This is a genomic window from Delftia sp. WSY_12, from assembly GCF_043104645.1.
In the GTDB taxonomy this organism is placed as follows: Bacteria; Pseudomonadota; Gammaproteobacteria; order Burkholderiales; family Burkholderiaceae_C; genus Comamonas; species Comamonas tsuruhatensis.
Genome location: NZ_JBICKW010000009.1, coordinates 191,458 through 215,170 on the forward strand (window position 1 = coordinate 191,458; position 23,713 = coordinate 215,170).

Below are 23,713 nucleotides of genomic sequence, written 5' to 3' on the forward strand. Positions count from 1 at the left end.
TCGACGAATGCAAGGAAAATTCCTTACACTCATCTCCCAAGTCATTTGTGAAGGATTGCGCCATGCCCGACATCCATGAACTGGCCACCCTCACCTCCAAGGGCCAGGTCACGCTGCCCAAGCCCATACGCCAGGCCTTGGGCGTCGATGCGGGCGGCAAGATTGCATTCCGACTGCGCGAGGATGGCCTGGTCGTTGTCAGCCGCGCCGAAGAAGGGCATCAGGACCCCGCCATAGCGGCCTTCCTCGATCTGCTGGCTGCCGATATCCAGTCCGGCCAAAGGCTCCAGAGCCTGCCCGACGACCTGGCCCGCGACATGCTTGCGCTCGCAGGTCGTACGGTGGACCTGGATGACGATATCCAGGGCGATGTGGTGATCTGATGCAGCGCCACGGCTGGACCCTGCTGTTCCATGACTGCGTGGTGGAACAGTTGCGCAAATTGCACCAGGCCGCCCGACGCGCAGAGCACAACAGTCCGCAAGACTTCGGCTCCAATGCCAACGTCAAACTGTTCAGGGCTCTGAGCCAGTTGATGCTGGAAGTGATTCCCGGCGATCCCTCACGCGACGAATACCGCCAGGGCAATACGCTGGGAGCCAGCCACCGCCACTGGCGGCGGGCCAAGATCGGCAGAAGGTTCAGGCTGTTCTTCCGGTACGACTCCCGCTCCAGGGTGATCGTCTTCGCATGGGTCAACGACGAGCAGACCCTTCGCTCGTCGGGCAGCGCATCCGACCCCTATGCAGTTTTCGAAAAAATGCTCGGACGCGGCCATCCGCCCGACGATTGGGAAGATCTGAAAGCGGCCAGCACGGAACATTGGCACGCTGGCCCGCGGTAGCCGGGCACCCGGCCTTTGCGCTGCCGCAAACCCGCCCCGCCGCCGCGTTGACCCATCACAAGCCCTCCACGCCATGCCACGGCGATAGTCGGATCGGGACCCCACCGATACCTACAAACCACAGGAGGACTTGTGAAGCTGATGATCGATCTCTTTTCCACCGACTACGGGCTGATGAGCCTGGGCGTCATCGTCTTCATCCTGATCATGGCGGGCTTTTTCCTGCGCCTGTTCCTGGGCAAGATGAAGCACGTGGCCAACAAGCCGCTTGAATGAAAAGATGCCCAGGCAGGGCCTGGCCTGGGCATTCGCATGCAGCCCTGCGCACTCAATAGTGCGGGGGCAGCTCGTCGCGCAGATGGGTCGCACCGCCGGCGGGCCCGCCCTCCGGCACCCGTCGGCGCAGGTCGCGCAGTTCGTCCAGGAGCCGGTCGATCTGCTGCTGCTGGCGGTAGATGGTCAGGTTCAGTTGCTCCAGCAGGTCGTCGGTGTAGCTGGCCTTGATCTCCAGCTCCATCACGCGCGCCTGCAGGGCCTGGGCCTCGTCGCGTTCGCCCCTGCGCTCGTTGTCCCCTGCCACGCTCACGCCTTGAGCGCCTGGGCCAGGCGGGCGATGCCTTCGCGGATCTTGTCCTCGTCGGCCGTGGCGAACGAAAGGCGGAAGCTGGTGGCATCGGGGTTTTGCGCGAAGAACGGCGCGCCCGGCACAAAGGCCACGCCCTGGGCGATGGCCCGCTTGGCCAGCTCGCCGGCATCGGCCAGCGCGCCGCCCTTGCCGGTCAGGCGCACCCACAGGAACAGGCCGCCCTGGGGCTGCAGGAATTCCACGGCATCGCCGAGGTGCTCGCGCAGCGCATCGCCCATGGCCTTGGCGCGGCGCGCATAGACCTCGCGCACATGGGCCAGCGTGGCGGGCATGGCGCCGGACTTCAGGTACTGCGCGGCCGTGGCCTGGGCAAAGGTGCTGGTGTGGGCGTCGCTGAACTGCTTGCACATCACGGCGCGGGCCAGCAGCTCGGGCGGGGCCACCAGCCAGCCGATGCGCAGGCCGGGGCTGAGCACCTTGCTCAGCGAGCCGCAGTGCGCCAGCCAATCGCGGCTGCCGGGCACCTGGCTGGACAGGGCCAGCAGGCTGGGAGGTGGCGCCTCGCCAAAATACAGGTCGCCGTAGGGATCGTCTTCCACCACCAGGGTCTGGTACTTGACGGCCAGCTCCAGCACCTTCTTGCGGCGCTCCAGGCTCAGCATGGCGCCGCTGGGATTGCCGAAGGTGGGAATCAGGTAGACCAGCTTGGGGCGGTGCTCGGCAATGAGCTTTTCCAGCGCATCGACCTGGGCGCCTTCGGCATCGATGGGCGCGCTGATGACTTGCGCGCCGTACAGGCGAAAGCACTGGATGGTGGCCAGGAAGGTCGGGCCTTCCACGATGACCTTGTCGCCGGGGTTGATCATGGTCTTGCCCAGCAGGTCCAGCGCCTGCTGGCTGCCCGTGGTGACCACCAGTTGCTCGGGGGCCAGCTCACGCACGCCCTTGCCCGCCATGAAGGCGGCGATCTGCTCGCGCAGCGGCTGGTAGCCCTCGGTGGCGCCGTACTGCAGCGCGGCGCCCGGCTCCTGCTGCAGCGCTGCCTGGGAGGCGGCGCTGATGCCGGCCACGTCGAACATGGCGCTGTCCGGAAAACCACCCGCGAAGCTGATGATGCCGGGCTTGCCCAGCAGCTTGAACAGCTCGCGGATGGCGGAGGTTTCTACGTTGTTCAGACGGTCGGCGAATTGCATGGGCAGGATTCTCGTTGTCGATGCGATGAAAAGGCGAAGCCTGCATTGTCGCCAATCCTGCCGCAGCTTTCCTGCACGATTAGAAGTCCCCTGAGTCGCTTCGCGCCTTCCCGTTGCACGGCGCCCCCCAAGGGGGACGACGCCATCTCTGCCCCCTCTCTCCCGGAAGGCAGCTGCGTTCAATCCACCTTGATGTCGGCCCTGGCGGCCACGGCGCGCATCTGCGGCAGTTCGCGCTCGATGCGCTCCTGCAGCGCGCTGCCCGGACCCCATGCGGGCGACAGGCCGATGTCCACCAGCTTCTTCTTCATGGCCGGCTCGGCCATGGTGTCAGCCAGCGCCTTTTCCAGCTTCTTCTGGATGGGAGCGGGCAGGCCGGCCGGTGCGAGGAAGGCAAACCAGGTGTCCATGGCAAAGCCGGGGTAGCCGCTTTCGGCCACGGTGGGCACCTGGGGCAGCAGGGCCAGGCGCTGCGGGCCCAGGGCCGCGATGGGGCGGATCTTGCCGGCCTTGATCAGCGGCGTGGTAGCCACCACCGTGTCCACGGCCACCTGCACCTGGCCGCCCATCAGCGCGGTCAGGCTGGGCGAGCTGCCGTTGAAGGGCACATGCACCATGCGCATGCCCGTGGCGGTCTTGAGCATTTCGCCACCGAAGTGCACCGACGACCCCGTGCCGAAGGAGCCGTAGGACAGCTTGTCCGGATCGGCCTTGGCCAGGGCCACGAGTTCAGGCAGGGTGCGTGCAGGCGTTTCGTTGTGCGCCACCAGCACCAGCCCCATGTCGGCCACCAGGCCCAGCGGCGTGAAGCTGCGCAGCGGATCGTAGGGCAGCGGGTTGCGGATCACGGGGTTCAGCGTCAGCGTGGTGCTGGCGCCCAGCAGCAGCGTGTAGCCATCGGGCGGCGCCTTGGCCACCAGCGCGCCCGCCACCACGGTGCCCGCGCCGGGACGGTTTTCCACCACCACGGGCTGGCCCAGACGCTCTCCCAGCGATGTGGCCAGCAGGCGGCCCAGGATGTCGGTGGCGCCGCCGGGCGCAAAGGGCACGACCAGCTTGATCGGGTGATCCGGGTAGGACTGGGCCTGGGCATGCGCCAAGGGCAAGGCAAGCACAGCGGCGCCGGCCATCAGGCACGACAGAAAACGGGAACGGGACAAGGCCATGGCACGGATCTCCTGGGGAACGAGGGAACGGGAACCTGGGAACAGCTCAATGCGGCAATTCAGTCGTCAGTCTTCAGTCGAGCAGCGGGCTGCGCACGCGCGACAAGCCGCTGGCCTGGTCATAGGCATGGCCGATCTGCAGCACGGCTAGGTCGGCCTGCGCCGGGCCGATGATCTGCAGCCCGGCAGGCAAGCCCTGCGGCCCGAAGCCCGCAGGCGCGGCCAGGGCCGGAAGGCCGGCCATGGTGGCAGGCACCACGGTCTGCATCCAGCGGTGGTAGGTGTCCATCTCGCGGCCGTCCACGGCGTGAGGCCAGTCCAGCGCTGCGTCGAAGGGAAAGACCTGGGCGGAGGGCAGCACCAGAAAGTCGTAGCTGTCGAACAGGCGGCGCAATGTTTCATACCAGGCCGAGCGCACGCGCGCCGCGTCATAGACGGCCATGGCCGGCAGCGCCAGACCGCGCTCGATTTCCCAGACGGCCTCGGGCTTGAGCAGGGCGCGTTTGGCCGGATCGTTGTACAAGGCGGCGTTGGCGCCGGCCACGCTGAAGCTGCGCAGGTCGATCCAGGCGCGCCACAGCCGCTCGAAATCGAACTGCGGCACGGCCTCCTCCACCGTGCAGCCTGCGGCCGTGAAATGCTGCAGCGCCGCCCGGCAGGTCTGCAGCAGGCCAGGCTCGGTGGGCAGGTGCCCGCCCAGGTCCCCCAGCCAGCCGATGCGCAGGCCCTTGCAGTCGCGCTGCAGCTGCGCGGTCCAGTCCTGGGGCGGCTCGCTGCGGCGGGTCAGCGGCAGGCGCGCATCAAAGCCTGCCTGCACGGACAGCAGCAGGGCCAGGTCTGGAATGTCCCGCGCCATGGGACCGGCCACGCTGAACTGCTGGAAGAACACCTCTTCCGAAGGGCCATGCGGCACGCAGCCCACCGAGGTGCGCAGTCCGTAGACATGGTTGAAGGCGGCCGGCGTGCGCAGCGAGCCCATCATGTCCGAGCCATCGGCCACGGGCAGCATGCGCAGCGCCACGGCCACGCCCGCCCCGCCGCTGCTGCCGCCTGCCGATCGCGAAGGATCGAAGGCATTGCGCGTGGTCCCGTAGATCGGGTTGTAGGTATGGCCGCCCAGGCCGAACTCGGGCGAATTGCTGCGTGCCACGAAGAGCGCACCGCCTGCGCGCATGCGCTCGAACACCACGCAATCGGCCTGCGACAGCTGGTTCGCGAAGATCGGCGATCCCTTGGTCGTGACCATGCCTGCGGCCGGCATGATGTCCTTGGGCGCCTGCGGAAAGCCGTGCAGCGGCCCCAGGCTCTGGCCGCGCGCCAGCAGCGTATCCAGCTCGCGGGAGCGGCCGCGCAGCCAGTCCCGGTCCAGCGGAGCCACCAGCGCATTGACCACGGGGTTGAGCCGGTCGATCTGGGCGCAGTAGGCATCCAGCACTTCCAGGCAGGACAGCTCGCGGCCGTGGATGGCCTTGGACAGCGCGACGGCCGACATCTCCACCACGCCACCACCCCCGGTGGCCAGATCCGGCTGCTGCGCAGCGGCGCTTGTGCTTGACTCCATGGATTTCCTCGTTTTCGTGACAGAACGAAGTCAGCATAAGCAGGCGCAAATATTTCGACAATCGCCATTTTCTCGGCTTATCGTTGCGTTTTCCGCAAACCATAAATGGGAGCCATATGCTTTCCAACCGCCTTCAGGACACGGCCCTGCGCTACTTTCTCGAAGTGGTGCGCAGCGGCTCGGTCAGCGATGCCGCCGCGCGGCTCAACGTCTCGCCCTCGGCCGTGAGCCGCCAGGTCGCCGGTCTGGAAGAGATGCTGGGCGTGCCGCTGTTCGAGCGCCGCCCGCGCGGCATGGCGCCCAGCCCGGCAGGCGAGCTGCTGGCCGCCCACGCGCGCCGCGGTGCGCTGGAGGCTGACCGCGTGGTCTCGGATATCGAGGCCCTGCAGGGCCTGCGCCGGGGCGTGGTGCGCGTGTGCAGCTCGGGCGGCTTTGCCATCGAATTCCTGCCGCGCGCCATGGCGCTGTTTCGTGAACAGTACCCGGGCATGCAGTTCCACCTGCGCGTGGAAGCACCTGCCGCCGTGACCCAGGCCGTGCTGGGCGGCGAGGCCGATGTCGGCCTGACCTACAGCCGTGCGGCGGCACGCGATATCGAGGTCTGGCACCGCCAGGTCTCGCCCGTGGTCGCCATCATGCGGCCCGACCACGCACTGGCCCGGCATGCCAGCATCACCCTGGCCCAGATGCATCCCCATGCCATTGCCCTGCCCGAGGACGCCAACACCGCGCGCCAGCTGTTCGACATTGCCTGCAGCCACCGGCGCCTGGTGTTCGAGCCTGCCCTGGTCAGCGGCCAGTTCGAGACCCTGGTGCACTTCGTGCTGCATGGCGGCGGCCTGTCATTGGGTGGTGAGGTCACCATGCGCGAGCGTGTGCGCCGTGGCGAACTGCATGCGGTGCCCATACGCGAACGCGGCATGAATGCACGCGCCATCGAGCTGCAGACGCTGGCAGGCCGCACGCTGTCCAAGGGAGTGCGGGCCTTCGTGGAGCATCTGCGGGAGCTGCTGCCTCCCGGGTAAGAAGACGAAGTAGAAGAAGCAGAGAAAGACGGAAGGGATGGACTGCAGGCCGGCGCCCGTGCTCAGCCCTGCCCGACTTCCAGGTGGCACTGTGCCCAGTGCCACTGCGCCCGGCGCGTGGCCTCCCGCAGCCGCTGGGCCAGCACATGGCGAGCAGGCAGGCCGGGCAGATACTCGGCCATCTGGACGCCGCCGCGGCCCAGCTCCAGCAGTTCGATCTGCTCCGAGCTGTTGCCCGAGCACAGCATGATGCCCAGCGGCGCATCCTCGCCCGGCTCATGCTCATGCCGATCCAGCCAGCGCAGGTAGTGCTCCATCCGATCCTTGTCCTCAGCCGCGAATTCGCCCACCTTCAGCTCCACCGCCACCAGCCGCCGCAGCCTGCGGTGGTAGAACAGCAGGTCAAGCTGGAAATCCTGGTCATCCATCTGCATGTGCCTTTGCCGCGCCACCAGGCTGAAGCCCATGCCCGACTTCAGGAAAAAGGCTTCCATCTCGCGGATGACGGCCGCCTGCAGGTCGCCCTCCTGCCAGGCATCGTGCAGCCCCAGGAAGTCGAGGATGTAGGGGTCTCGCATGAACAGCGCTGGCGACATGCGCTCGGTGGCTCGCTGCGTGGGCTCCTGCGCGACCAGCGTGTCCGCATCGAAGGACAGCACGGTGCGCTCGTACAGCCGGGAATCGATGCGGCTGCGCAGCGTGCGGGCGCTCCAGCGCTCAATGCTCGCCATGCTGGCGTAGTACTCGCGCTGCAGGGCGTCCTTGAGCGGAATCAGCGCGATGAAATGCGCCCAGCTCAACTGCCGCGTGGGCGAGATGACCAGGGGCTCATCAGGAAAGGTGGTGGAGAACTGCACCATGCGCCACAGGTTCTTTTCCGAGAAACTGCCGCCATAGCCCTGGACCAGATGCCCGGCCAGGGAGGGCAGGACCTTGTCGCTGCAGCCGGCCTGCCGCACCTCGGATTCGCAGTCATGGATGTGCTGGCCGATATGCCAGTACAGCAGGGTCATTTCGCTGTTGATGGTGGAAGCCACCCGAAGCCGCGCGGCCTCGATCAGGTCGCGGACATCACCCAGCAGGGTCTGCGCCGCCGCGATCGCGGGAGAAACGGATATCTTGCGAGTGGCCATGCGGTCGCCCCCTCCTGGTGGCGTGTTGTCTGTATGTGTGGTGTCGGCGGAATCGATCCGGCCCACTATTGCCATGCGGCCCCAGCACGTCAACGCCGCAACGGCATAACCAGACTATCTGGCCCTCGCAGACATCAAAAACCAGAACAGTCCTAGAAATCACACTTGCACGACAATGCTCGCCACATCGATGGACACGCGCTTCCCACAATGAAAACCACCAGCATCGAACCCTTCTTCGCCACACTCAAGGCCGCCAACCCCTCGCCCCAGACCGAGCTGGAATACACCAACGTGTTCGAGCTGCTGTCTGCCGTGCTGCTCTCGGCCCAGGCCACGGACGTGGGCGTGAACAAGGCCACGCGCAAGCTGTTTCCCGTGGCCAATACGCCCCAGGCCATCCTGGACCTGGGACTTGAAGGGCTGGAGGGCTACATCAAGACCATCGGCCTGTACCGCAGCAAGGCCAAACACCTGATGCAGACCTGCCAGATCCTGGTCGAGCGCCACGGCGGCCAGGTGCCGCGCACGCGCGAGGAACTGGAAGCCCTGCCCGGGGTGGGCCGCAAGACGGCCAACGTGGTGCTGAACGTCGCCTTTGGCCAGCCCACCATGGCCGTGGACACGCACATCTTCCGCGTGGGCAACCGCACGGGCCTGGCGCCGGGCAAGACGCCGCTGGCGGTGGAAATGCAGCTCATGAAGCGCGTGCCGCCGGCCTATGCCGTGGACTCGCACCACTGGCTCATCCTGCTGGGCCGCTACGTCTGCCAGGCCCGCAAGCCACGCTGCTGGGAGTGCCTGGTGGCGCCGTACTGCGACTACTCGCCCAAGACGCCTGCGCCGGCTGCGGGCAAGCGCTGAGCTTCAATCGGCCTTGAAGCCCGTGGCCGCCACGGCCTTGCCCCAGGTGACCGTGTCGGCGCGCATGATGCGGGCGAGTTCGTCGCCCGTGGTGCCCGTCACGCGGAAACCGGCCTCTTCCAGCCGGCTGCGGCTGTCGGGCTGCTGCAGGGCGCGCACGATGTCGGCCTGCAGCCTGGCCACGATCTCGGGCGGTGTCTTGGCGGGCGCGACCACGCCGAACCAGGAATTGAACTCCAGCGACGGATAGCCCTGCTCCCGGATGGTGGGCAGCTCGGGCATGGACGGGGTGCGCGTGGCGCCCGTGCTGCCCAGGGCTGCGAGCTTGCCGGCCTTGACCTGGGGCGCGGCCAGGGCTGCCGTGGCAAAGACGGCCTGCACATCGCCGCTGAACAGGCCGCCCAGGGCATCGTTGGTGTTCTTGTAGTGCACGGGCTCGGGCTTGAGCTGCACGGCGCTGCCGAACATGAAGGCGCCGAAGTGGCCGGGCGTGCCGGCGCCGAAGGTGGCGATGAACAGCTCCTTGCGCTGGCGCGCCCAGGCCACGAAATCGGGCACGTTGCGGGCCGGCACTTTCTGCGGATTGACCAGCAGCACGAAGTCGGAGGTGACGACCTGGCTGACGGGCACAAAGTCCTTTTGCGGGTCGTAGGGCAGGCGCTGGTAGGTGTTGGGCGCAATGCTGAGCTGGCCGGTCTCGCCCAGCATCAGCGTGTAGCCGTCAGGCACGGCGCGTGCCGCCTCGCTGGCGGCGATGAGGCCGCCAGCGCCCGGCTTGTTGTCCACGACCACGCCCAGGTTGCCCCATTGCTCGGACAGCTTTTGCGCAAGCAGGCGTGCCACGATGTCCGGCCCCGTTCCCGCAGGAAAGCCGACGAGCAGGCGCACTGGCTTGCTCGGAAAAGCAGGCTGGGCGCTGGCCGCGGCCCAGGGAGCCAGGCCGGTGGCCAGCACGGCGGCAAGAGTGCAGGCCACGGCGGCGCGGCGCGCCTTGGATGCAGGGTTGTTCATGTGTTGTGTCTCCTGTGTTGTAGGTATCGAAGCGGGGAAGGCCCCCTCAGAGCAGCTCGTGAAAGCGCATCTGCACGCGGTCGGGATGGCGCGCGCCGGTGCCGAAGAACAGACGCTCGTTGATCCAGGCCAGCGCACGGCTGGCCGTCTCCATGCGGGGCGCGCAGCGGAAATAGATGTGCGCGGGGTCCACGGGCTCGCCGCGCGCCAGCTTTGCCATGTGCGCCGGGTCGCCGCTGCGCAGCGCCTGGTTGCAGACATAGATCAGGTCGCCGGCATCGGTCTCCAGTACATAGCGCGCATCGAGCTCGGCCAGCCCGCCGTGCACGATGCGCTGGAAGTCCGCGCCTCCGGGCAGCACGCGCGCGCTCCAGCCGTCGCCCCGGGCCGTGCCGCCCAGGATGGGGATCAGCCGGCGCCCGCCGTGCGCGGTGGCACCGACCTCCTGCGGCGGGCCCACCTGCACGCTCAGGTCGGCGAAGAAGCGAAAGCGCGGATCGGGCAGGGCCGCAAGCTGCGGCACGTCATCTGGCATGGTTCTGGGGCTCCGGTGGATGGAATCGGGACCTAGCATAAGCACCATTGCCCGGGCCGGCCGTCATCCCGGAAGATGACAACGCCCTGCCCGCCCCTGCCATCCCTTGAGACACTGGACCGCCCCCTCCGACACCCCTGACGCCAGCGCCCTGGGCGCCCATGCGTCCGGCCACGCGCCCAGCCACGCCATCGGCCACATGGTCGCCAGCCTGGGCGAGCCCGGCTTCGCCCGGCAGGTGCTGGAGGCCATGAACCCGCTGCTGCCCGCCGCCTCCTGGTCGGTCTACCGCACGGGCCCGCGCAGCCGGCCGCAGCTGTTCCTGTCGGCCAGCAGCGAGGCGCGCGACACCACGCGCGACTGCTGGTGGGCCTATCTCTCGGGTCCTTATCTGCGCGACAGCACCTGGAACCACGGCGACGCCGGCCCGGCACGCAGCACGGCGCTGTGCCACATCACGGCCCAGGAGGAGGAAGGCGAGCACCGCGCCCTGGTCTACGACGCGCACGGCATGGCCGAGCGCGTGTCCATCGTCGAGCACCAGGACGACGGCGGTGTGTTTGCCGTCAATTTCTACCGCCACCAGCACCAGAGGGCACTGGGCGATGCGCAGATCGACTGCTTCGGGAACATGGCGCCCGTGCTGCTGGCCCTGGCGCACAAGCACATCGCGCTGACGCAGGCGCAGGCGCAGCCCGCCGTGGTAACGGCCTTGGCTTCGGCCCCGGCCACCCCACCCAGCCAGCCCCGGCAGCGGCAGACACTGCCGGCCCTGCGCATGCGCCTGCTGCAGGCACAGCCCGACCTGACGCCGCGCGAACTCGATGTCTGCGCCCGGCTGCTGCAGGGCATGACGCATGAGGGCATTGCCTGCGACCTGTGCCTGAGCCTGCCCACCGTCAAGACCTACCGCAACCGCGCCTTTGCGCGGCTGGGCATCCACTTTCGCAGCGAGCTGTTCGCGCTGGCCATGGAGCCGCAGGGCTGAGGCCTTGCGTCAATCCAGCGATGCGCCGGACGCCTTGACGATGCGCGCCCACTTGGCGATGTCCTCGCGCAGCAGGGCCGCCATCTGGGCGGGCGGCACGGGCCTGTCCGCCGGCCCGGCCAGCTCCACGCCCGAGGCTTCGAGCTTGCCGCGCAGATCGCCGGCCGCCAGCGCGCGGGCCATGCCGTTCTGCAACTGCGCCAGCACCGGCGCGGGCACGCCTTCAGGCGCAAACAGCCCCACCCACAGCGTGCCGTTGTAGCCGGGCACCGTTTCGCCAATGGTGGGTACATCAGGCAGCAGCGGCGATCGCGCCGCGCCGCTCACGGCCAGCGCGCGCAGCCGGCCGGCCTGGATATGGGGCAGCGTTGACGGCAGGCTGCCGAACAGCAGCGGTACCTGCCCGCCCAGCACATCGTTGAGCGCGGGCGCCACGCCCTTGTAGGGCACGTGCTGCAGCTGCATGCCCGCCATGCTGTTGAGCATCTCGCCCAGCAGATGGTTGAGCGTGCCGTTGCCGGCCGAGGCATAGCGGAACTCGTCGGGCCGGCCCCGGGCCATGGCGATCAGCTCGGGCACGGATTTGGCCGCAAAGCCGGGATGGGCCAGCAACACATTGGGCACGGAGCCGATCAGGCCGATGGGCCGGAAGTCCTTCACCGGATCGAAGCCCGGCTTGCGGTACAGCGCGGGGTTGATGGCCTGGCTGCTGCTGATGGTCATCAGCAGGGTATGTCCGTCGCGCGGCGCCTTGGCCACGGCCTGGGTGCCGATGTTGCCGCCCGCACCGGGCCGGTTCTCGACCACCACGCTGGCGCCCAGCACCTCGGCCAGCTTCTGGCTGACCAGCCGGCCCACGATGTCGTTGGTGCCGCCCGGCGCCTGCGGGACGATCATCACGATGGGCCGCGCGGGCCAGGCCTGGGCATGGCCCAGCAGGGGCAAGGCGAGTGCGGCGGCCAGCAGGCTTCGGCGGTGCAAAAGGCTCGACGGCAGGGGAAAGGAAGAATCCGGCATGGTCATGTCTCCATTTGTTCTTGTCGCAAGCCCGCATGGTTGCCCGTGCCGGGCCAGCGCACAATCGCGCATTTCCTGACCCGGCCTTCGGAATTGACAAAGCCTTGACCCCGCCCATGCCCTCTTCGCCCTTCATGCCCCTCATGCACTTCGACCTGACGGACCTGCGCCTGTTCGTGCATGCCGCCGAACTGGGCAGCCTCACGCGCGCCTCGCAAAGGCAGCACCTGTCCCTGGCCGCAGCCAGCCTGCGCATCAAGGCGCTGGAGGAGCAGGCGGGCATGCCCCTGCTGTACCGCGAGGCGCGAGGCGTGCGGCCCACGCCGGCCGGCGAAGCCTTCCTGCACCACGCGCGCGGCATGCTGCTGCAGTCCGAGCAGCTGCGCCACGACCTGCAGGAGTACGGCGCCGGCCTGCGCGGCCATGTGCGGGTGTTTGCCAACACCACGGCCGTGACCGATTTCCTGCCCGAGATACTGCCGGCCTTTCTTGCCGACCACCCGCGCGTGAACGTGGACCTGCAGGAGCGGCCCAACGCCGAGATCGCGCGCGGCGTGCTCGACGGCCGGGCCGACCTGGGCATCGTGGCCGGCCAGGTGGACACGCTGGGCCTGCAGACCATCCACTTCAGCACCGACCGGCTGGTGCTGGCCACGCCGCGCGGCCACCGCTTTGCGCGGCGCAAGCGCATTGCGTTTGCCGAGACGCTGGACGAGGACGCCATCGGCATGCAGCAGGGCAGCACGCTGCAGACATTTCTGGCAGGTGTGACCGAGCGCCTGGGCAAGCCCATGAAGCTGCGCATACAGCTGTCCAGCTTCGACGCCATGTGCCGCATGATCGGCGCCGGCGTGGGAATCGGCATCGTTCCCGAGAGCGCCGCGCGGCGCAACAGCGACAGCATGCGGCTGGCGCTGATCGATCTGACCGACGCATGGAGCGTGCGCGAGCGCCGCATCCTCGTGCGCGACCAGGGCCGGCTGCCGCGCCATGCGCAGGCCCTGATCGAGGTGCTGCAGGCCTACTACGCCACGCCGGCAGGCTCCTGAGCCGGCTGCGCTCCCGGCTCCATCAGGCTGGACAGCGAAAGAACCTGCCCGCCGCCCGCATCGAAGTTGCCCGGCTCCAGCCAGCGCTGGTAGGCCGCGCGCAGCGCCGGCCATTCGCTGTCGATGATGGAGAACCAGGCCGTGTCGCGGCTGCGGCCCTTGTAGACCACGGCCTGGCGGAACACCCCCTCGAACCGGAAGCCCAGGCGCGCCGCCGCGGCACGCGACGGCGCATTCAGGCTGTCGCACTTCCACTCGTAGCGGCGGTAGCCCAGCTCGTCGAAGGCGCGCTGCATCAGCAGGAACTGCGCCTCGGTGGCCGCACGCGTGCGCTTGAGCTGGCGCGAGTAGCAGACAAAGCCCACCTCCACCACGCCGCTGGCCGTGTCCACGCGCATCAGCGCCAGCGAGCCGATGGCACGGCCCGTGGCCAGGTCGATGACGGCGTGGTGCAGCGGGTCATCGCTGGCCTGGGCGGCCTCGGCAAAGCGCAGATAGGCCTGGGCATCCGCGAAGGGGCCTACCGACATGTATGTCCAGTCGCTGGCGTCCGGCGCCTGGCTGAAGGCATCGAACAGATCGGCTGCATGGCGCGCGGCGGACAGCGGCTCCAGCCGGCAGTAGCGGCCTTGCATGGGCGTGCGCGGCGGGCGCTGGCGCGGGGTCCAGTTGGGAAGGTCGTGGCCTACGGGTTGGGAGTGGGCGTTGAGTGCGGGGGGCATCGGAGATTCCTGGTCAGGTCATTTGGCAGGGCCACGATAGCGCTGGCGTGGCATCATTGAAAGTGCCATATCCCTCTTATTTCATGGTGCCACGCCGTCCATTGCATGCACGCTTCCGACCTGCTGACCAGTCCCTTGCAATCCGGCCCTGGAGCGGCTCCCCGCCAGCGCCAGCTGATCCAGCGCCTGAAGCAGGCCATCCTGGCGGGCCGGCTGCCGGCCGGTGACCGCCTGCCGGCCTCGCGCGCCCTGTCGGAGGATCTGGGAGTCTCGCGCAACACCGTGCTCATCGCCTACGAGCAACTGGCGGCCGAAGGCTATGTGGTCGCCGACCGGCAGGGCACGCGCGTGGCGGCTGTGTCCACCCATTCCACGGCAGCCGCCGAGGCCGCCGCCCCGCCCCCCTGCGCACCCCACACGGCCCGGCGCCTGGACCGCATCGCGCCCACGCGCCATGCCATCGACCGCAGCCTGCCCCTGACACCGGGCACGCCCGCCCTGGACAGGTTTCCCCTGCCCGCCTGGCGCCGTTCGCAGGACCGCGCATTGCGCCTTCCCGCCAGCGCCACGCTGGACTATGGCGACCCTGCGGGCGAGCCCGCACTGCGCCAGGCGATTGCGCAGCACCTGCGCATCTCGCGCGGCGTGCGCTGCGATGCCTCGCGCATCATCGTCACCGAAGGCGCCCAGGGTGCGCTGGACCTGTGCGTGCAACTGCTCACCAACCCGGGCGACCATGCCTGGCTGGAGGAGCCCGGCTACCGGGGCGCCAAGTCGGCCTTTGCGGGGGGAGACCTGTGCGTCAGCACACTGCGCGTGGATGCCGATGGCGCAGCCATCGCCCCCGGCCTGTGGGACAGCCATCCTCCACGGCTGATCCAGATCACGCCCTCGCACCAATATCCCACGGGCGCCGTGCTGTCGGTGGCGCGCCGGCTGGACCTGCTGGAGCGCGCGCGCCGCGCGGGGGCCTGGATCATCGAGGACGACTACGATAGCGAATTCCGCCACCAGGGCACGCCCATCGCCGCCATGCAGGGCCAGGTGCCGGACGCGCCCGTGCTCTACGTGGGCACCTTCAGCAAGACCATGTTCCCGGCACTGCGCCTGGGCTTTGTGGTGCTTCCGCAGGCCCTGGCCACCAGCGCGGCATCCGCCGTGCAGGAGATGCTGCGCGGCGGCCATCGACTGGAGCAGCTGGCCATAGCGGACTTCATGGAAAGCGGCCAGTTCTCGCGCCACCTGGGCCGCATGCGGCGCCTGTACCGCGAGCGCCAGGCAGCCCTGCGCGAGGCGCTGGCCACGCAACTGGGCGTGGAGCATGAGGTACTGGGTGGCCACGGCGGCCTGCATCTGACCGTGCGGCTGCCGCCGGACCTGTCCGACCGCGCCATCGTGGAGCAGGCGCGCCGCGCCGGCATGAACCCGGGCGCCCTGTCGTCCTTCGCCCTGGCACCGCTGCCCCAGGACAACGGCCTGGTGATCGGCTATGGCAACACCGATGCCGCGCGCTTCGGCGCGCTGGTCAGGCGGCTGGGCAAGCTGGCAGCGGCTGCATTGCAGCGCTAGCCGCAGCGCAGCCCCAGCGGCTATGCCTGTTCCGAGCGCGTGCTCACCCCGGCCTGCGCAAAGCTGGCCATCTCGCCCAGCATGGCGCAGGCCGACAACAGCAGCGGCCAGGCCAGGGCCGCGCCCGAGCCTTCGCCCAGGCGCAGCTGCCAGTCCAGCAGCGGCTCGGCACCCAGGTGGGCCAGCATGCGCACATGGCCGGGCTCGCCCGAGCGGTGCGAGAAAACGCAGCGCTCCAGCACGGCCGGCTGCAGGCGGCTGGCCACCAGCACGGCGGCCGTGGTGATGAAGCCATCGACCACGATGACGCGCCGCTCGGCGGCGGCCTGCAGCACGGCGCCCACCATGGTGGCAACCTCGAAGCCGCCCATGGCCGCCAGCGCGTCCAGCGGTTCGGTGGCCTGCGCGTGCAGCTGCAGCACCTCCTGCAGCACCCCGATCTTGCGCGCCAGCCCGGCCGCATCCAGGCCCGTGCCCGCACCCGTGACCTCGGCCAGCGGTTCGCCGCACAGCCGCGCCAGCAGCAAGGATGCGCTGGAGGTATTGCCAATGCCCATCTCGCCCAGCAGCAGCGCATTGCCCGGCAACTGGCGCACCAGGGCCGCGCCGTTGCGCAGGGCCATGGCGCATTCGGTGGCCGTCATGGCCGGGCCCTGGCTGCAGTCGCGCGTGCCGTAGCCCAGCTTGCGGCGCCACAGGCGCGGCTGGCCGGGCTGGGGAAGCTTGTCGTCAGGGTCCTGCTCGCGCGCGGGAAAGTCGCGTGCCACGCCGCAGTCCACCACGTTCAGCGCCAGCCCATGCTGGCGCGCCAGCACGCTGACGGCGGCGCCGCCGGCCATGAAGTTCTCGACCATCTGCCAGGTCACATCCACCGGATAGGCCGACACGCCGCGCGCCGCCAGCCCGTGGTCGGCCGCAAACACCAGCATCTGCGGCTGCTGCAGCACCGGCCTGTCCTGACCCAGGATGCAGGCAATGCGCAGCGCCAGCTGCTCCAGCCGCCCCAGCGCGCCCAAAGGCTTGGTCTTGTGGTCTATGGCGTGCTGCACGCGCTGGGTGAAGGCGGCATCGGCCAGCGAGGCGATGGCGGGAATAACGGCCATAGCGGCAATGGCGCCATCGTGCGAGTGTTCTGTGGGTGCAGCGGAATGCGGGGTGGGCGTTGACATGGCGAAGCGGCCTTGGCCCGGGGCGGGCGTGGCGGGCGGATTGCAAAGGCGCAAGTATGGCGCGCCGCGCAACTCCGGCAGAACCATCGGTCTCTTTCCTGCCGCCATGGACGGTCTGGGCGTCGATTGCCGCAGCAGGCCGTACAGGCCGCACCGTTCTGAGACAATCACTGCCACACGTGTCTCCCCAGCCCCCACCTCCATGACGGTTTCCTTCTCTGCCATCCAGCCCGGTCTCAAGCTCGCGGACCAGGTTGCCCGGCAGCTGGAGGCGCGCATCCGCGCCGGCAACCTGCAGCCGGGGCAGAAGCTGCCGACCGAGGCCGAGCTCGTGCAGCAGCTCGAGGTCAGCCGCACCGTCGTGCGCGAGGCGGTGTCCCAGCTCAAGTCGCGCAACCTGGTGGAATCGCGCCAGGGCAGCGGCGTGTTCGTGAAGGCGGCAGGCATAGAGCCACTGGACTTCGAAGGCCTGCCGGCGGCTGGCAGGAATGCGCTGATCCAGATCACCGAGGTGCGCCGCGCACTGGAGACCGAGGTGGCCGAACTCGCGGCGCGGCGGCGCAGCGAAGAGGATATGCAGCGCATCCACGATGCGGAGAGCGCCCTGGCCGAGGCCGTGCGGCTGGGCCGTGACGGCGTGGAGGAAGACATGGCGTTTCACCGCGCCATCGCCCAGGCTTCGGGCAATCCCTTCCTGATCAGCACGCTGGACTACCTGTCGCAGTTCCTGCGCGGCGCCATGCGCATCACGCGCGCCAACGAGGCGCGGCGCGAGGACTTCGGCAAGGCCGTGGAACGCGAGCACCACAGCATCGTGCTGGCCATCGAGGCCGGCGACCCCAAGGCCGCGCGCAAGGCCGCCGCCACGCACATGGGCAACGCCATAGACCGCATCCACCGCGCCGACGCCAGCTTCTGGCAGCAGGACGGCGAACGCCTGGCCCGCGACATCCTGGCCGCCAAGCCCTGAACCTCCGGAACCACCCCTTGGCGCATGGCCAAGGGTTTTCACCTTGTTTGGGTTTTTGCGCAAAATTTGTATGATGACCTGATGACAATATCAGTGACATCTCTTTTTGCACCAGGCACACCCGGTCTTTGCCTGGGCGTTCACCCATGAGCGACGAATCCCGCATCCGCGAGCAGATCTGCGCCACCGGCGCCAGCCTCTACCAGCGCGGCTACACCGTCGGCGCTGCCGGCAACATCAGCGCGCGCCTGCATGACGGCTGGCTGATCACCCCCACCGACGCCTGCCTGGGCCGGCTCGACCCGGCAGAGCTGTCCAAGGTCGATGCCGGCGGGCATTGGGTCAGCGGCGCCAAGCCTTCCAAGACCCTGGTCCTGCATCGGGGCATCTACGCCAATGACGGCGAGGCGCGCGCCGTCATCCACACGCATTCCACCCATCTCGTGGCGCTGACGCTGTCCGGCGTCTGGCGCGAGGACGAGGTGCTGCCGCCCATCACCCCCTACCAGGTCATGAAGGTGGGCCGCATCCCGTTGATCCGCTACCGCCGGCCCGGCGATCCGCAGGCCGCCGCCGAGGTGGCCGCGCTGGCCGGCCAGGTGCGCGGCGCCTTGTTCGAGCGCCTGGGCCCCGTGGTCTGGGAACGCTCGGTGGAGCAGGCCAGCCATGTGCTGGAAGAGCTGGAGGAGACCGCAAGGCTCTGGCTCATGACCCATCCCCGGCCGCAGCCCCTGGACGCGGCCGCCATCGACGAGCTGCGCACCACCTTCGGGGCGCGCTACTGATTTGCACAGCGGCGCCCACGGCCGCATTCCACCACCCAGCCCATCCACAGCCGCGCAGCCGCCAGGCGGCGCACCAAGCGGCGAATCAAGCGGCGAACCCAAGGGAGACTTGAAATGACGACAACGGATATCGCATCCGGCCAGGCCGGGGCCCACCCTGCCCAGGCCGACTCTGCAGAGACGGCGCGCGCCTACGCCAAGGTGTTCTGGCGCCTCGTGCCGTTCCTGATGCTGTGCTATGTGATCGCCTACCTGGACCGCGTGAACGTGGGCTTTGCCAAGCTGCAGATGTCCCAGGACCTGGGCTTCAGCGAGACCGTGTTCGGCCTGGGCGCAGGCGTGTTCTTCATCGGCTACTTCCTCTTCGAGGTGCCCAGCAACCTGCTCATGCATCGCCTGGGCGCGCGCGTCTGGATCGCCCGCATCATGATCACCTGGGGCATTCTGTCGGCCATGTTCATGTATGTGGAAACGCCCACGGGCTTCTACATCCTGCGCTTTCTGCTGGGCCTGGCCGAGGCGGGCTTCTACCCCGGCGTGATCCTGTACCTGACCTACTGGTACCCGGCCCACCGGCGCGCCAAGATCGTGGCGCTGTTCATGTCGGCCATCCCCGTGGCCGGCATCTTCGGCAACCCGCTGTCGGGCTGGATCATGCAGGCCTTCCACGGCGACCATGGCCTGCACGGCTGGCAGTGGATGTTCCTGATCGAGGCCATCCCCGCCCTGGTGATCGGCGTGGTGACCATCTTCTATCTGGACAACGGCATCTCCAGCGCCAAGTGGCTGACGGCCTCCGAAAAGCAGCTGCTGGCGCGCGAGATCGAGCTGGACCAGCGGCACTCAGGTGCCCAGAAGCATTCGCTCAAGGCCGTTTTCGCCGACCGCCGCGTCTGGTGGATGTGCCTGATCTACTTCGCCTTCGTCGCCGGCCAGTACGGGCTGACCTTCTGGATGCCCACGCTGATCAAGTCCACGGGCGTCACGGGCGCGCTGAACATCGGCCTGCTCAGTGCCATCCCCTTCCTGTGCGCCATCGTGGTGATGAACCTGATGGGCCACAGCGCCGACAGACGCCGCGAGCGCCGCTGGCACCTGATCGTGCCCGCGCTGATGGGCGCCGTGGGCTTTGCGATGACGGCCTTCTTTGCCGACAACACCGTTCTTTCCCTGATCTTCCTGTCGCTGGCCGCAGCCGGCGTGCTGACCTGCGCGCCGCTGTTCTGGTCGCTGCCCACGGCCTTCCTGTCGGGTACGGCGGCGGCGGCGGGCATTGCCATCGTCAACTCGGTCGGCAACCTCGCGGGCTTCGCCAGCCCTTACATGATCGGCTACCTCAAGGACCTGACCCAGTCCACGCAGGCCGGCATGTTCGTGCTGGCGGGGGTGCTCGTGGTGGGCGCCATCGCGGTCTGGCTCACCCCCGCAAAGATGGTCAACCGCTGACCGGCCCTTCTTCCCATCCTTCAAGCTCCAAGCCCCAAGACACATGAAAGTACTGATCACCGGCGGCGCCGGATTCCTGGGCCAGCGCCTGGCCCGCAAGCTGCTCGAACAGGGTGCGCTGACGCTGGCCGGCATTCGCTGGCCCATCCACCAGATCGACCTGCTCGACGTGGTGGCCACCCAGGCCATTGACGACACGCGCGTGCGCTCCCTGGTGGGCGACATTGCCGACCCGCAGATGCTGCGCGGCGCCATAGACCAGGACACGGCCGTGATCTTCCATCTGGCCGCCGTGGTCAGCGGCCAGGCCGAGGCCGACTTCGACCTGGGCATGCGCATCAACCTCGATGCCTCGCGCGCCCTGCTGGAGACCTGCCGCGCCGTGGGCCACATGCCGCGCGTGGTCTTCACCAGCTCGGTGGCCGTCTACGGGGGCGACCTGCCCGACACCGTGCTGGACGGCACGGCCCTGAACCCGCAGTCCTCCTACGGCACGCAAAAAGCCATTGCCGAGCTGCTGCTGGCCGACTACACGCGGCGCGGCTTTGTCGACGGCCGCGTGCTGCGCCTGCCCACGATCAGCGTGCGCCCGGGCCGGCCCAATGCGGCCGCCTCGTCGTTTGCCAGCGGCATCATCCGCGAGCCCCTCAACGGCGAAGCGGCCAACTGCCCCGTGGGTGCCACCACGCGCCTGTGGCTGCTGTCGCCGCGCCGCGCCGTCGAGGCCCTGGTCGCAGGCTGCGAACTCGATGCCAGCGCCGTCGCCGACCGCCGCCCCATCAACCTGCCCGGCGTGTCCGTCAGCGCAGGCGACATGGTGCGCGCGCTGCGCGAAGTGGCGGGCGACGAAGTGGCCAACCGCGTGAGCTGGCAGCCCGACGACAAGGTCGAGCGCATCGTCGGCAGTTGGCCCGGCCGCTGGGATACCGCGCGCGCCAACCAGCTGGGCCTGCGCGGCGACGAGGACTTTGCGGCCATCGTGCGCGCCTACATCGCCGATGACCTGACACCGGCCAAGCCATGAGCAACGACACCTCCACACCACAGCCCGCAGCACGCGCCGTCGGCGTGATCGGCCTGGGCGCCATGGGCGCCGGCATGGCGCAAAGCCTGCGCCGCGCCGGCCACCACGTTCACGTCCACGACATCCGCCCCGAGGCCGCAGCCGCCTTCGCCGCCGAAGGTGGCACGGCCTGCGCCACGCTGGCCGACATGGCCGCCGCCTGCCGCATCGTCGTCAGCGTGGTGGTCAACGCCCAGCAGACCGAGGCCGTGCTGTTCGGCGAAGGCGGCATCGCCCCTGCGCTGCAGCCCGGCTCCGTCTTCGTCATGTGCTCCACCGTGGACCCCAACTGGTCCGTGGCGCTGGAGGCCAGGCTGCAGGCACAGGGCGTGCACTACATCGACGCGCCCATCTCCGGCGGCGCGGCCAAGGCTGCGTCGGGCCAGATGACCATGATGACGGCAGGCCGCCCCGAGGCCTATGCCGCCTGCGAAAACGTGCTCGACGCCATGGCCGCCAAGGTCTACCGCCTGGGCCACAGCGCGGGCGCGGGCAGCAAGGTCAAGATCATCAACCAGCTGCTGGCCGGCGTGCACATTGCCGCAGCGGCCGAGGCCATGGCCCTGGGCCTGCGCGAAGGCGTCGATGCCGCCGCGCTCTACGAGGTCATCACCCACAGCGCCGGCAACAGCTGGATGTTCGAGAACCGCATGGCCCACGTGCTGGCCGGCGACTACACCCCGCTGTCGGCCGTGGACATCTTCGTCAAGGACCTGGGCCTGGTGCTGGACACCGCGCGCCACAGCAAATTCCCGCTGCCCCTGGCCTCCACGGCCCACCAGATGTTCATGCAGGCATCCACCGCCGGCCATGGCCGCGAGGACGACAGCGCCGTCATCAAGATATTCCCGGGCATCACCCTGCCCCAGGCTCCATCGGAATCCCCATGACCCTTCTTCTGGGCTGCATAGCCGACGACTTCACGGGCGCCACCGACCTGGCGAACAACCTGGTGCGCGCAGGCATGCGCGTGGTGCAAAGCATTGGCGTACCCGCCGGCCCGGTGGACGAGGGCGTGGACGCCGTCGTGGTCGCGCTCAAGTCGCGCACCATCGCGCCGGCCGATGCCATTGCGCAATCGCTGCAGGCCCTCGAATGGCTGCAGGCTCAGGGCGCCAATGGCCGCGCGCCGCAGATCTACTTCAAGTACTGCTCCACCTTCGACAGCACGCCGCAGGGCAATATCGGCCCCGTGGCCGATGCGCTGATGGACGCGCTGGGTTGCGAATTCACCATTGCCACGCCGGCCTTCCCCGACAACCAGCGCACCGTCTTCAAGGGCCACCTGTTCGTGGGCGATGTGCTGCTCAGCGACAGCGGCATGCGCAACCACCCTCTCACGCCCATGACCGATGCCAACTTGGTGCGCGTGCTGCAGGCGCAGACACGGCGCAAGGTGGGGCTGATCGACCATGTGGCCGTCGCGCAGGGCGAAGCCGCCATCCGCGCGCGCATCGCCGCACTCCAGGCCGAGGGCGTGGGCATGGCCGTGGTCGATGCCGTCTCCAACGACGACCTGCTGCGCCTGGGCCCGGCGCTGGCCGGCATGCCCCTGGTCACGGCCGGCTCGGGCGTGGCCATCGGCCTGCCCGCGAACTTCGGCATACAGCCCTCGGCCCAGGCCGCTGCCCTGCCCACCGCCACCGGCCTGCAGGCGGTCGTCTCGGGCAGTTGCTCGGTGGCCACCAATGCGCAGGTGGCGCACTTCATCGCCTCGGGGCGCCCTGCCCTGGCGCTGGAGCCGCTGCGCATCGCCGCCGGCGAGGACGAAGCCGGCAAGGCCCTGGCCTGGGCCCGCCAGCACATCGCCAGCGGCCCCGTGCTGATCTACTCCACCGCAGAATCCGCCGCCGTCAAGGCCGTGCAGGGCCGCCTGGGCGTGGAGCAGGCCGGCGCACTGGTCGAACAGACCATCGCCGCCATCGCCCGGGGACTGGTCGAGATGGGCGTGCGCCAGCTCGTCGTGGCCGGTGGCGAAACCTCGGGCGCCTGCGTGCAGGCGCTGGGCATCGAGCAAATGCGCATAGGGCCGCAGATCGACCCTGGCGTGCCCTGGTGCCATGCCGCCTCGCCCCTGGCGCCGCAGGGGCTGCACCTCACGCTCAAGTCCGGCAACTTCGGCACCACGGACTTCTTCACCAAGGCCTTCGGCGCGTTGCAGCGCGCCTGATGCCACACTCAGCATCCGTTTTCAGGAAAGCTTTCATGCCCCGTTTCGCCGCCAACCTGTCCATGCTCTACAACGACCTGGATTTTCTTGACCGCTTCGAGGCCGCCGCGCGCGACGGCTTCCAGGCTGTCGAATACCTGTTTCCCTACGACTTCGCGCCCGAGCAACTGGCCCGCCGCCTGCAGGACCACGGCCTGCGGCAGGTACTGTTCAACGCCCCGCCCGGCGACTGGAACGCGGGCGAGCGCGGCCTGGCCTGCATCCCCGGGCGCGAGGCGGAATTCGCCCAGGGCATGGAACGCGCCATTGCCTATGCCCGCGCGCTGGGCTGCCCGCGCATCCACGTCATGGCCGGCCTCAAGCCGGAAGGCGCCAGCGACGATGCCCTGCGCGCCACCTACATCGCCAACGTGCGCCACGCCGCACGGCTGGCCGCACCCCACGGCATCGCCATCCTGCTGGAGCCCATCAATGGCCGCGACATGCCCGGCTTCTTCCTGAGCCGCCAGGACCAGGCCCACGCCCTGCTGACCGACATTGCCGAGCCCAATGTCCAGGTCCAGATGGACCTCTACCACTGCCAGATCGTCGAGGGAGACCTCGCCATGAAGATCCGCCAGTACCTGCCCACGGGCCGCGTGGGCCACCTGCAGATCGCAGGCGTGCCCGAACGCCACGAACCCGACGTGGGAGAGGTCAACTACCCCTACCTGTTCCGCCTGCTGGACCAGTTGGGCTACGACGGCTGGATAGGCTGCGAATACCGCCCCGCGCGCGGCGCGGCCGCGCACGCTACCAGCGAGGGGCTGGGGTGGATGAAGGAGTGGCTGTAGCTGTAGCGCCTGCT

Annotated in this window: 25 protein-coding genes; 15 read left to right on the top strand and 10 right to left on the bottom strand. The window is 68.8% G+C overall.

Annotated features, from left to right (window positions below; genetic code table 11):
- Nucleotides 1–62: 62 nt before the first annotated feature.
- The 3 genes from ACF8LI_RS05085 (at nucleotide 63) to ACF8LI_RS05095 (ending at nucleotide 1,120) form a co-directional block, all read left to right on the top strand.
- Nucleotides 63–383 (top strand): type II toxin-antitoxin system PrlF family antitoxin, encoded by a 321-nt coding sequence (locus tag ACF8LI_RS05085; RefSeq protein ID WP_017404436.1) that lies wholly within the window; start codon nucleotides 63–65, stop codon nucleotides 381–383.
- Entirely contained in the window at nucleotides 383–844 is a 462-nt protein-coding gene (locus ACF8LI_RS05090; protein WP_043789674.1) for a type II toxin-antitoxin system YhaV family toxin, read from the top strand. The genes ACF8LI_RS05085 and ACF8LI_RS05090 overlap by 1 nt, the downstream gene beginning before the upstream one ends.
- 141 nt (nucleotides 845–985) lie before the next feature.
- Nucleotides 986–1,120, top strand: coding sequence for a DUF3149 domain-containing protein (locus ACF8LI_RS05095; RefSeq protein WP_016445252.1), 135 nt, complete (start codon nucleotides 986–988; stop codon nucleotides 1,118–1,120).
- 52 nt (nucleotides 1,121–1,172) lie between these two features.
- Here the strand turns inward: ACF8LI_RS05095 and ACF8LI_RS05100 are convergent, their stop codons facing one another.
- From ACF8LI_RS05100 to ACF8LI_RS05115, 4 genes are all read right to left on the bottom strand, one after another.
- Nucleotides 1,173–1,430 carry a SlyX family protein gene (locus ACF8LI_RS05100; RefSeq protein WP_034363106.1) on the bottom strand — a complete coding sequence of 86 codons (258 nt, stop codon included), beginning with the start codon at nucleotides 1,428–1,430 and terminating at the stop codon, nucleotides 1,173–1,175.
- Complete coding sequence (locus ACF8LI_RS05105; protein WP_016445250.1) at nucleotides 1,427–2,623, bottom strand: PLP-dependent aminotransferase family protein; 1,197 nt, start codon at nucleotides 2,621–2,623, stop codon at nucleotides 1,427–1,429. Before ACF8LI_RS05105 ends, ACF8LI_RS05100 begins: the two co-directional genes overlap by 4 nt.
- A gap of 179 nt (nucleotides 2,624–2,802) precedes the next feature.
- Nucleotides 2,803–3,789, bottom strand: coding sequence for a Bug family tripartite tricarboxylate transporter substrate binding protein (locus ACF8LI_RS05110; RefSeq protein WP_392412265.1), 987 nt, complete (start codon nucleotides 3,787–3,789; stop codon nucleotides 2,803–2,805).
- 73 nt (nucleotides 3,790–3,862) lie between these two features.
- Nucleotides 3,863–5,350, bottom strand: coding sequence for an amidase (locus ACF8LI_RS05115; protein ID WP_392412267.1), 1,488 nt, complete (start codon nucleotides 5,348–5,350; stop codon nucleotides 3,863–3,865).
- A 116-nt stretch (nucleotides 5,351–5,466) separates the two neighbouring features.
- Here ACF8LI_RS05115 and ACF8LI_RS05120 point away from each other — a divergent pair, with 116 nt between their 5' ends.
- On the top strand, nucleotides 5,467–6,375 hold the full coding sequence (locus ACF8LI_RS05120; protein ID WP_016445247.1) for a LysR family transcriptional regulator: 909 nt from the start codon (nucleotides 5,467–5,469) through the stop codon (nucleotides 6,373–6,375).
- A 62-nt stretch (nucleotides 6,376–6,437) separates the two neighbouring features.
- On the opposite strand, the gene ACF8LI_RS05125 is transcribed toward ACF8LI_RS05120, so the two are convergent.
- Complete coding sequence (locus ACF8LI_RS05125; protein ID WP_016445246.1) at nucleotides 6,438–7,508, bottom strand: YhcG family protein; 1,071 nt, start codon at nucleotides 7,506–7,508, stop codon at nucleotides 6,438–6,440.
- A 210-nt stretch (nucleotides 7,509–7,718) separates the two neighbouring features.
- Between ACF8LI_RS05125 and nth the strand changes: the two genes are divergently transcribed.
- Entirely contained in the window at nucleotides 7,719–8,372 is a 654-nt protein-coding gene (gene nth, locus ACF8LI_RS05130) for an endonuclease III (RefSeq protein ID WP_046987991.1), read from the top strand.
- 3 nt (nucleotides 8,373–8,375) lie between these two features.
- On the opposite strand, the gene ACF8LI_RS05135 is transcribed toward nth, so the two are convergent.
- The gene (locus tag ACF8LI_RS05135; protein ID WP_392412270.1) at nucleotides 8,376–9,383 is read right to left on the bottom strand and encodes a Bug family tripartite tricarboxylate transporter substrate binding protein; all 1,008 of its coding nucleotides are present in this window, start codon (nucleotides 9,381–9,383) and stop codon (nucleotides 8,376–8,378) included.
- 46 nt (nucleotides 9,384–9,429) lie between these two features.
- Complete coding sequence (locus ACF8LI_RS05140; RefSeq protein WP_016453040.1) at nucleotides 9,430–9,918, bottom strand: DUF3237 domain-containing protein; 489 nt, start codon at nucleotides 9,916–9,918, stop codon at nucleotides 9,430–9,432.
- Nucleotides 9,919–10,024: 106 nt separating this feature from the next.
- On the opposite strand from ACF8LI_RS05140, the gene ACF8LI_RS05145 reads away from it, so the two are divergent.
- Complete coding sequence (locus ACF8LI_RS05145) at nucleotides 10,025–10,906, top strand: LuxR C-terminal-related transcriptional regulator (protein WP_392412273.1); 882 nt, start codon at nucleotides 10,025–10,027, stop codon at nucleotides 10,904–10,906.
- A 9-nt stretch (nucleotides 10,907–10,915) separates the two neighbouring features.
- Here the strand turns inward: ACF8LI_RS05145 and ACF8LI_RS05150 are convergent, their stop codons facing one another.
- Nucleotides 10,916–11,923, bottom strand: a complete 1,008-nt coding sequence (locus ACF8LI_RS05150; RefSeq protein WP_392412276.1) for a tripartite tricarboxylate transporter substrate binding protein — start codon at nucleotides 11,921–11,923, stop codon at nucleotides 10,916–10,918.
- A 143-nt stretch (nucleotides 11,924–12,066) separates the two neighbouring features.
- Between ACF8LI_RS05150 and ACF8LI_RS05155 the strand changes: the two genes are divergently transcribed.
- On the top strand, nucleotides 12,067–12,972 hold the full coding sequence (locus ACF8LI_RS05155) for a LysR family transcriptional regulator (RefSeq protein ID WP_392412333.1): 906 nt from the start codon (nucleotides 12,067–12,069) through the stop codon (nucleotides 12,970–12,972).
- Here ACF8LI_RS05155 and ACF8LI_RS05160 read toward each other — a convergent pair.
- Nucleotides 12,948–13,694, bottom strand: a complete 747-nt coding sequence (locus ACF8LI_RS05160) for a GNAT family N-acetyltransferase (RefSeq protein ID WP_392412278.1) — start codon at nucleotides 13,692–13,694, stop codon at nucleotides 12,948–12,950. The two genes, ACF8LI_RS05155 and ACF8LI_RS05160, sit on opposite strands and share 25 nt — an antisense overlap.
- Nucleotides 13,695–13,799: 105 nt before the next feature.
- On the opposite strand from ACF8LI_RS05160, the gene ACF8LI_RS05165 reads away from it, so the two are divergent.
- Nucleotides 13,800–15,263: a PLP-dependent aminotransferase family protein gene (locus tag ACF8LI_RS05165; RefSeq protein WP_392412280.1), complete on the top strand. Its 1,464-nt coding sequence runs from the start codon at nucleotides 13,800–13,802 to the stop codon at nucleotides 15,261–15,263.
- A 20-nt stretch (nucleotides 15,264–15,283) separates the two neighbouring features.
- Here the strand turns inward: ACF8LI_RS05165 and cobT are convergent, their stop codons facing one another.
- Entirely contained in the window at nucleotides 15,284–16,366 is a 1,083-nt protein-coding gene (gene cobT / locus ACF8LI_RS05170) for a nicotinate-nucleotide--dimethylbenzimidazole phosphoribosyltransferase (RefSeq protein WP_392412334.1), read from the bottom strand.
- Nucleotides 16,367–16,634: 268 nt separating this feature from the next.
- Between cobT and ACF8LI_RS05175 the strand changes: the two genes are divergently transcribed.
- The 7 genes from ACF8LI_RS05175 to otnI all read left to right on the top strand — a co-directional run bounded on the left by ACF8LI_RS05175 (nucleotide 16,635) and on the right by otnI (nucleotide 23,699).
- Nucleotides 16,635–17,402 (top strand): FadR/GntR family transcriptional regulator, encoded by a 768-nt coding sequence (locus ACF8LI_RS05175; protein ID WP_126311813.1) that lies wholly within the window; start codon nucleotides 16,635–16,637, stop codon nucleotides 17,400–17,402.
- Nucleotides 17,403–17,548: 146 nt separating this feature from the next.
- On the top strand, nucleotides 17,549–18,187 hold the full coding sequence (locus ACF8LI_RS05180) for an aldolase (RefSeq protein WP_392412283.1): 639 nt from the start codon (nucleotides 17,549–17,551) through the stop codon (nucleotides 18,185–18,187).
- Nucleotides 18,188–18,301: 114 nt separating this feature from the next.
- On the top strand, nucleotides 18,302–19,633 hold the full coding sequence (locus ACF8LI_RS05185; RefSeq protein ID WP_392412285.1) for an MFS transporter: 1,332 nt from the start codon (nucleotides 18,302–18,304) through the stop codon (nucleotides 19,631–19,633).
- 43 nt (nucleotides 19,634–19,676) lie between these two features.
- Nucleotides 19,677–20,657 (top strand): D-erythronate dehydrogenase, encoded by a 981-nt coding sequence (gene denD, locus ACF8LI_RS05190; RefSeq protein WP_203399670.1) that lies wholly within the window; start codon nucleotides 19,677–19,679, stop codon nucleotides 20,655–20,657.
- Nucleotides 20,654–21,586: an L-threonate dehydrogenase gene (ltnD, locus tag ACF8LI_RS05195; protein WP_203399671.1), complete on the top strand. Its 933-nt coding sequence runs from the start codon at nucleotides 20,654–20,656 to the stop codon at nucleotides 21,584–21,586. The genes denD and ltnD overlap by 4 nt, the downstream gene beginning before the upstream one ends.
- Nucleotides 21,583–22,866, top strand: coding sequence for a 3-oxo-tetronate kinase (gene otnK / locus ACF8LI_RS05200; RefSeq protein WP_203399672.1), 1,284 nt, complete (start codon nucleotides 21,583–21,585; stop codon nucleotides 22,864–22,866). Before ltnD ends, otnK begins: the two co-directional genes overlap by 4 nt.
- Nucleotides 22,867–22,901: 35 nt before the next feature.
- A complete protein-coding gene (gene otnI, locus ACF8LI_RS05205; RefSeq protein WP_160852559.1) occupies nucleotides 22,902–23,699 on the top strand; it encodes a 2-oxo-tetronate isomerase in 798 nt (265 codons plus the stop codon).
- Nucleotides 23,700–23,713 lie beyond the last annotated feature (14 nt).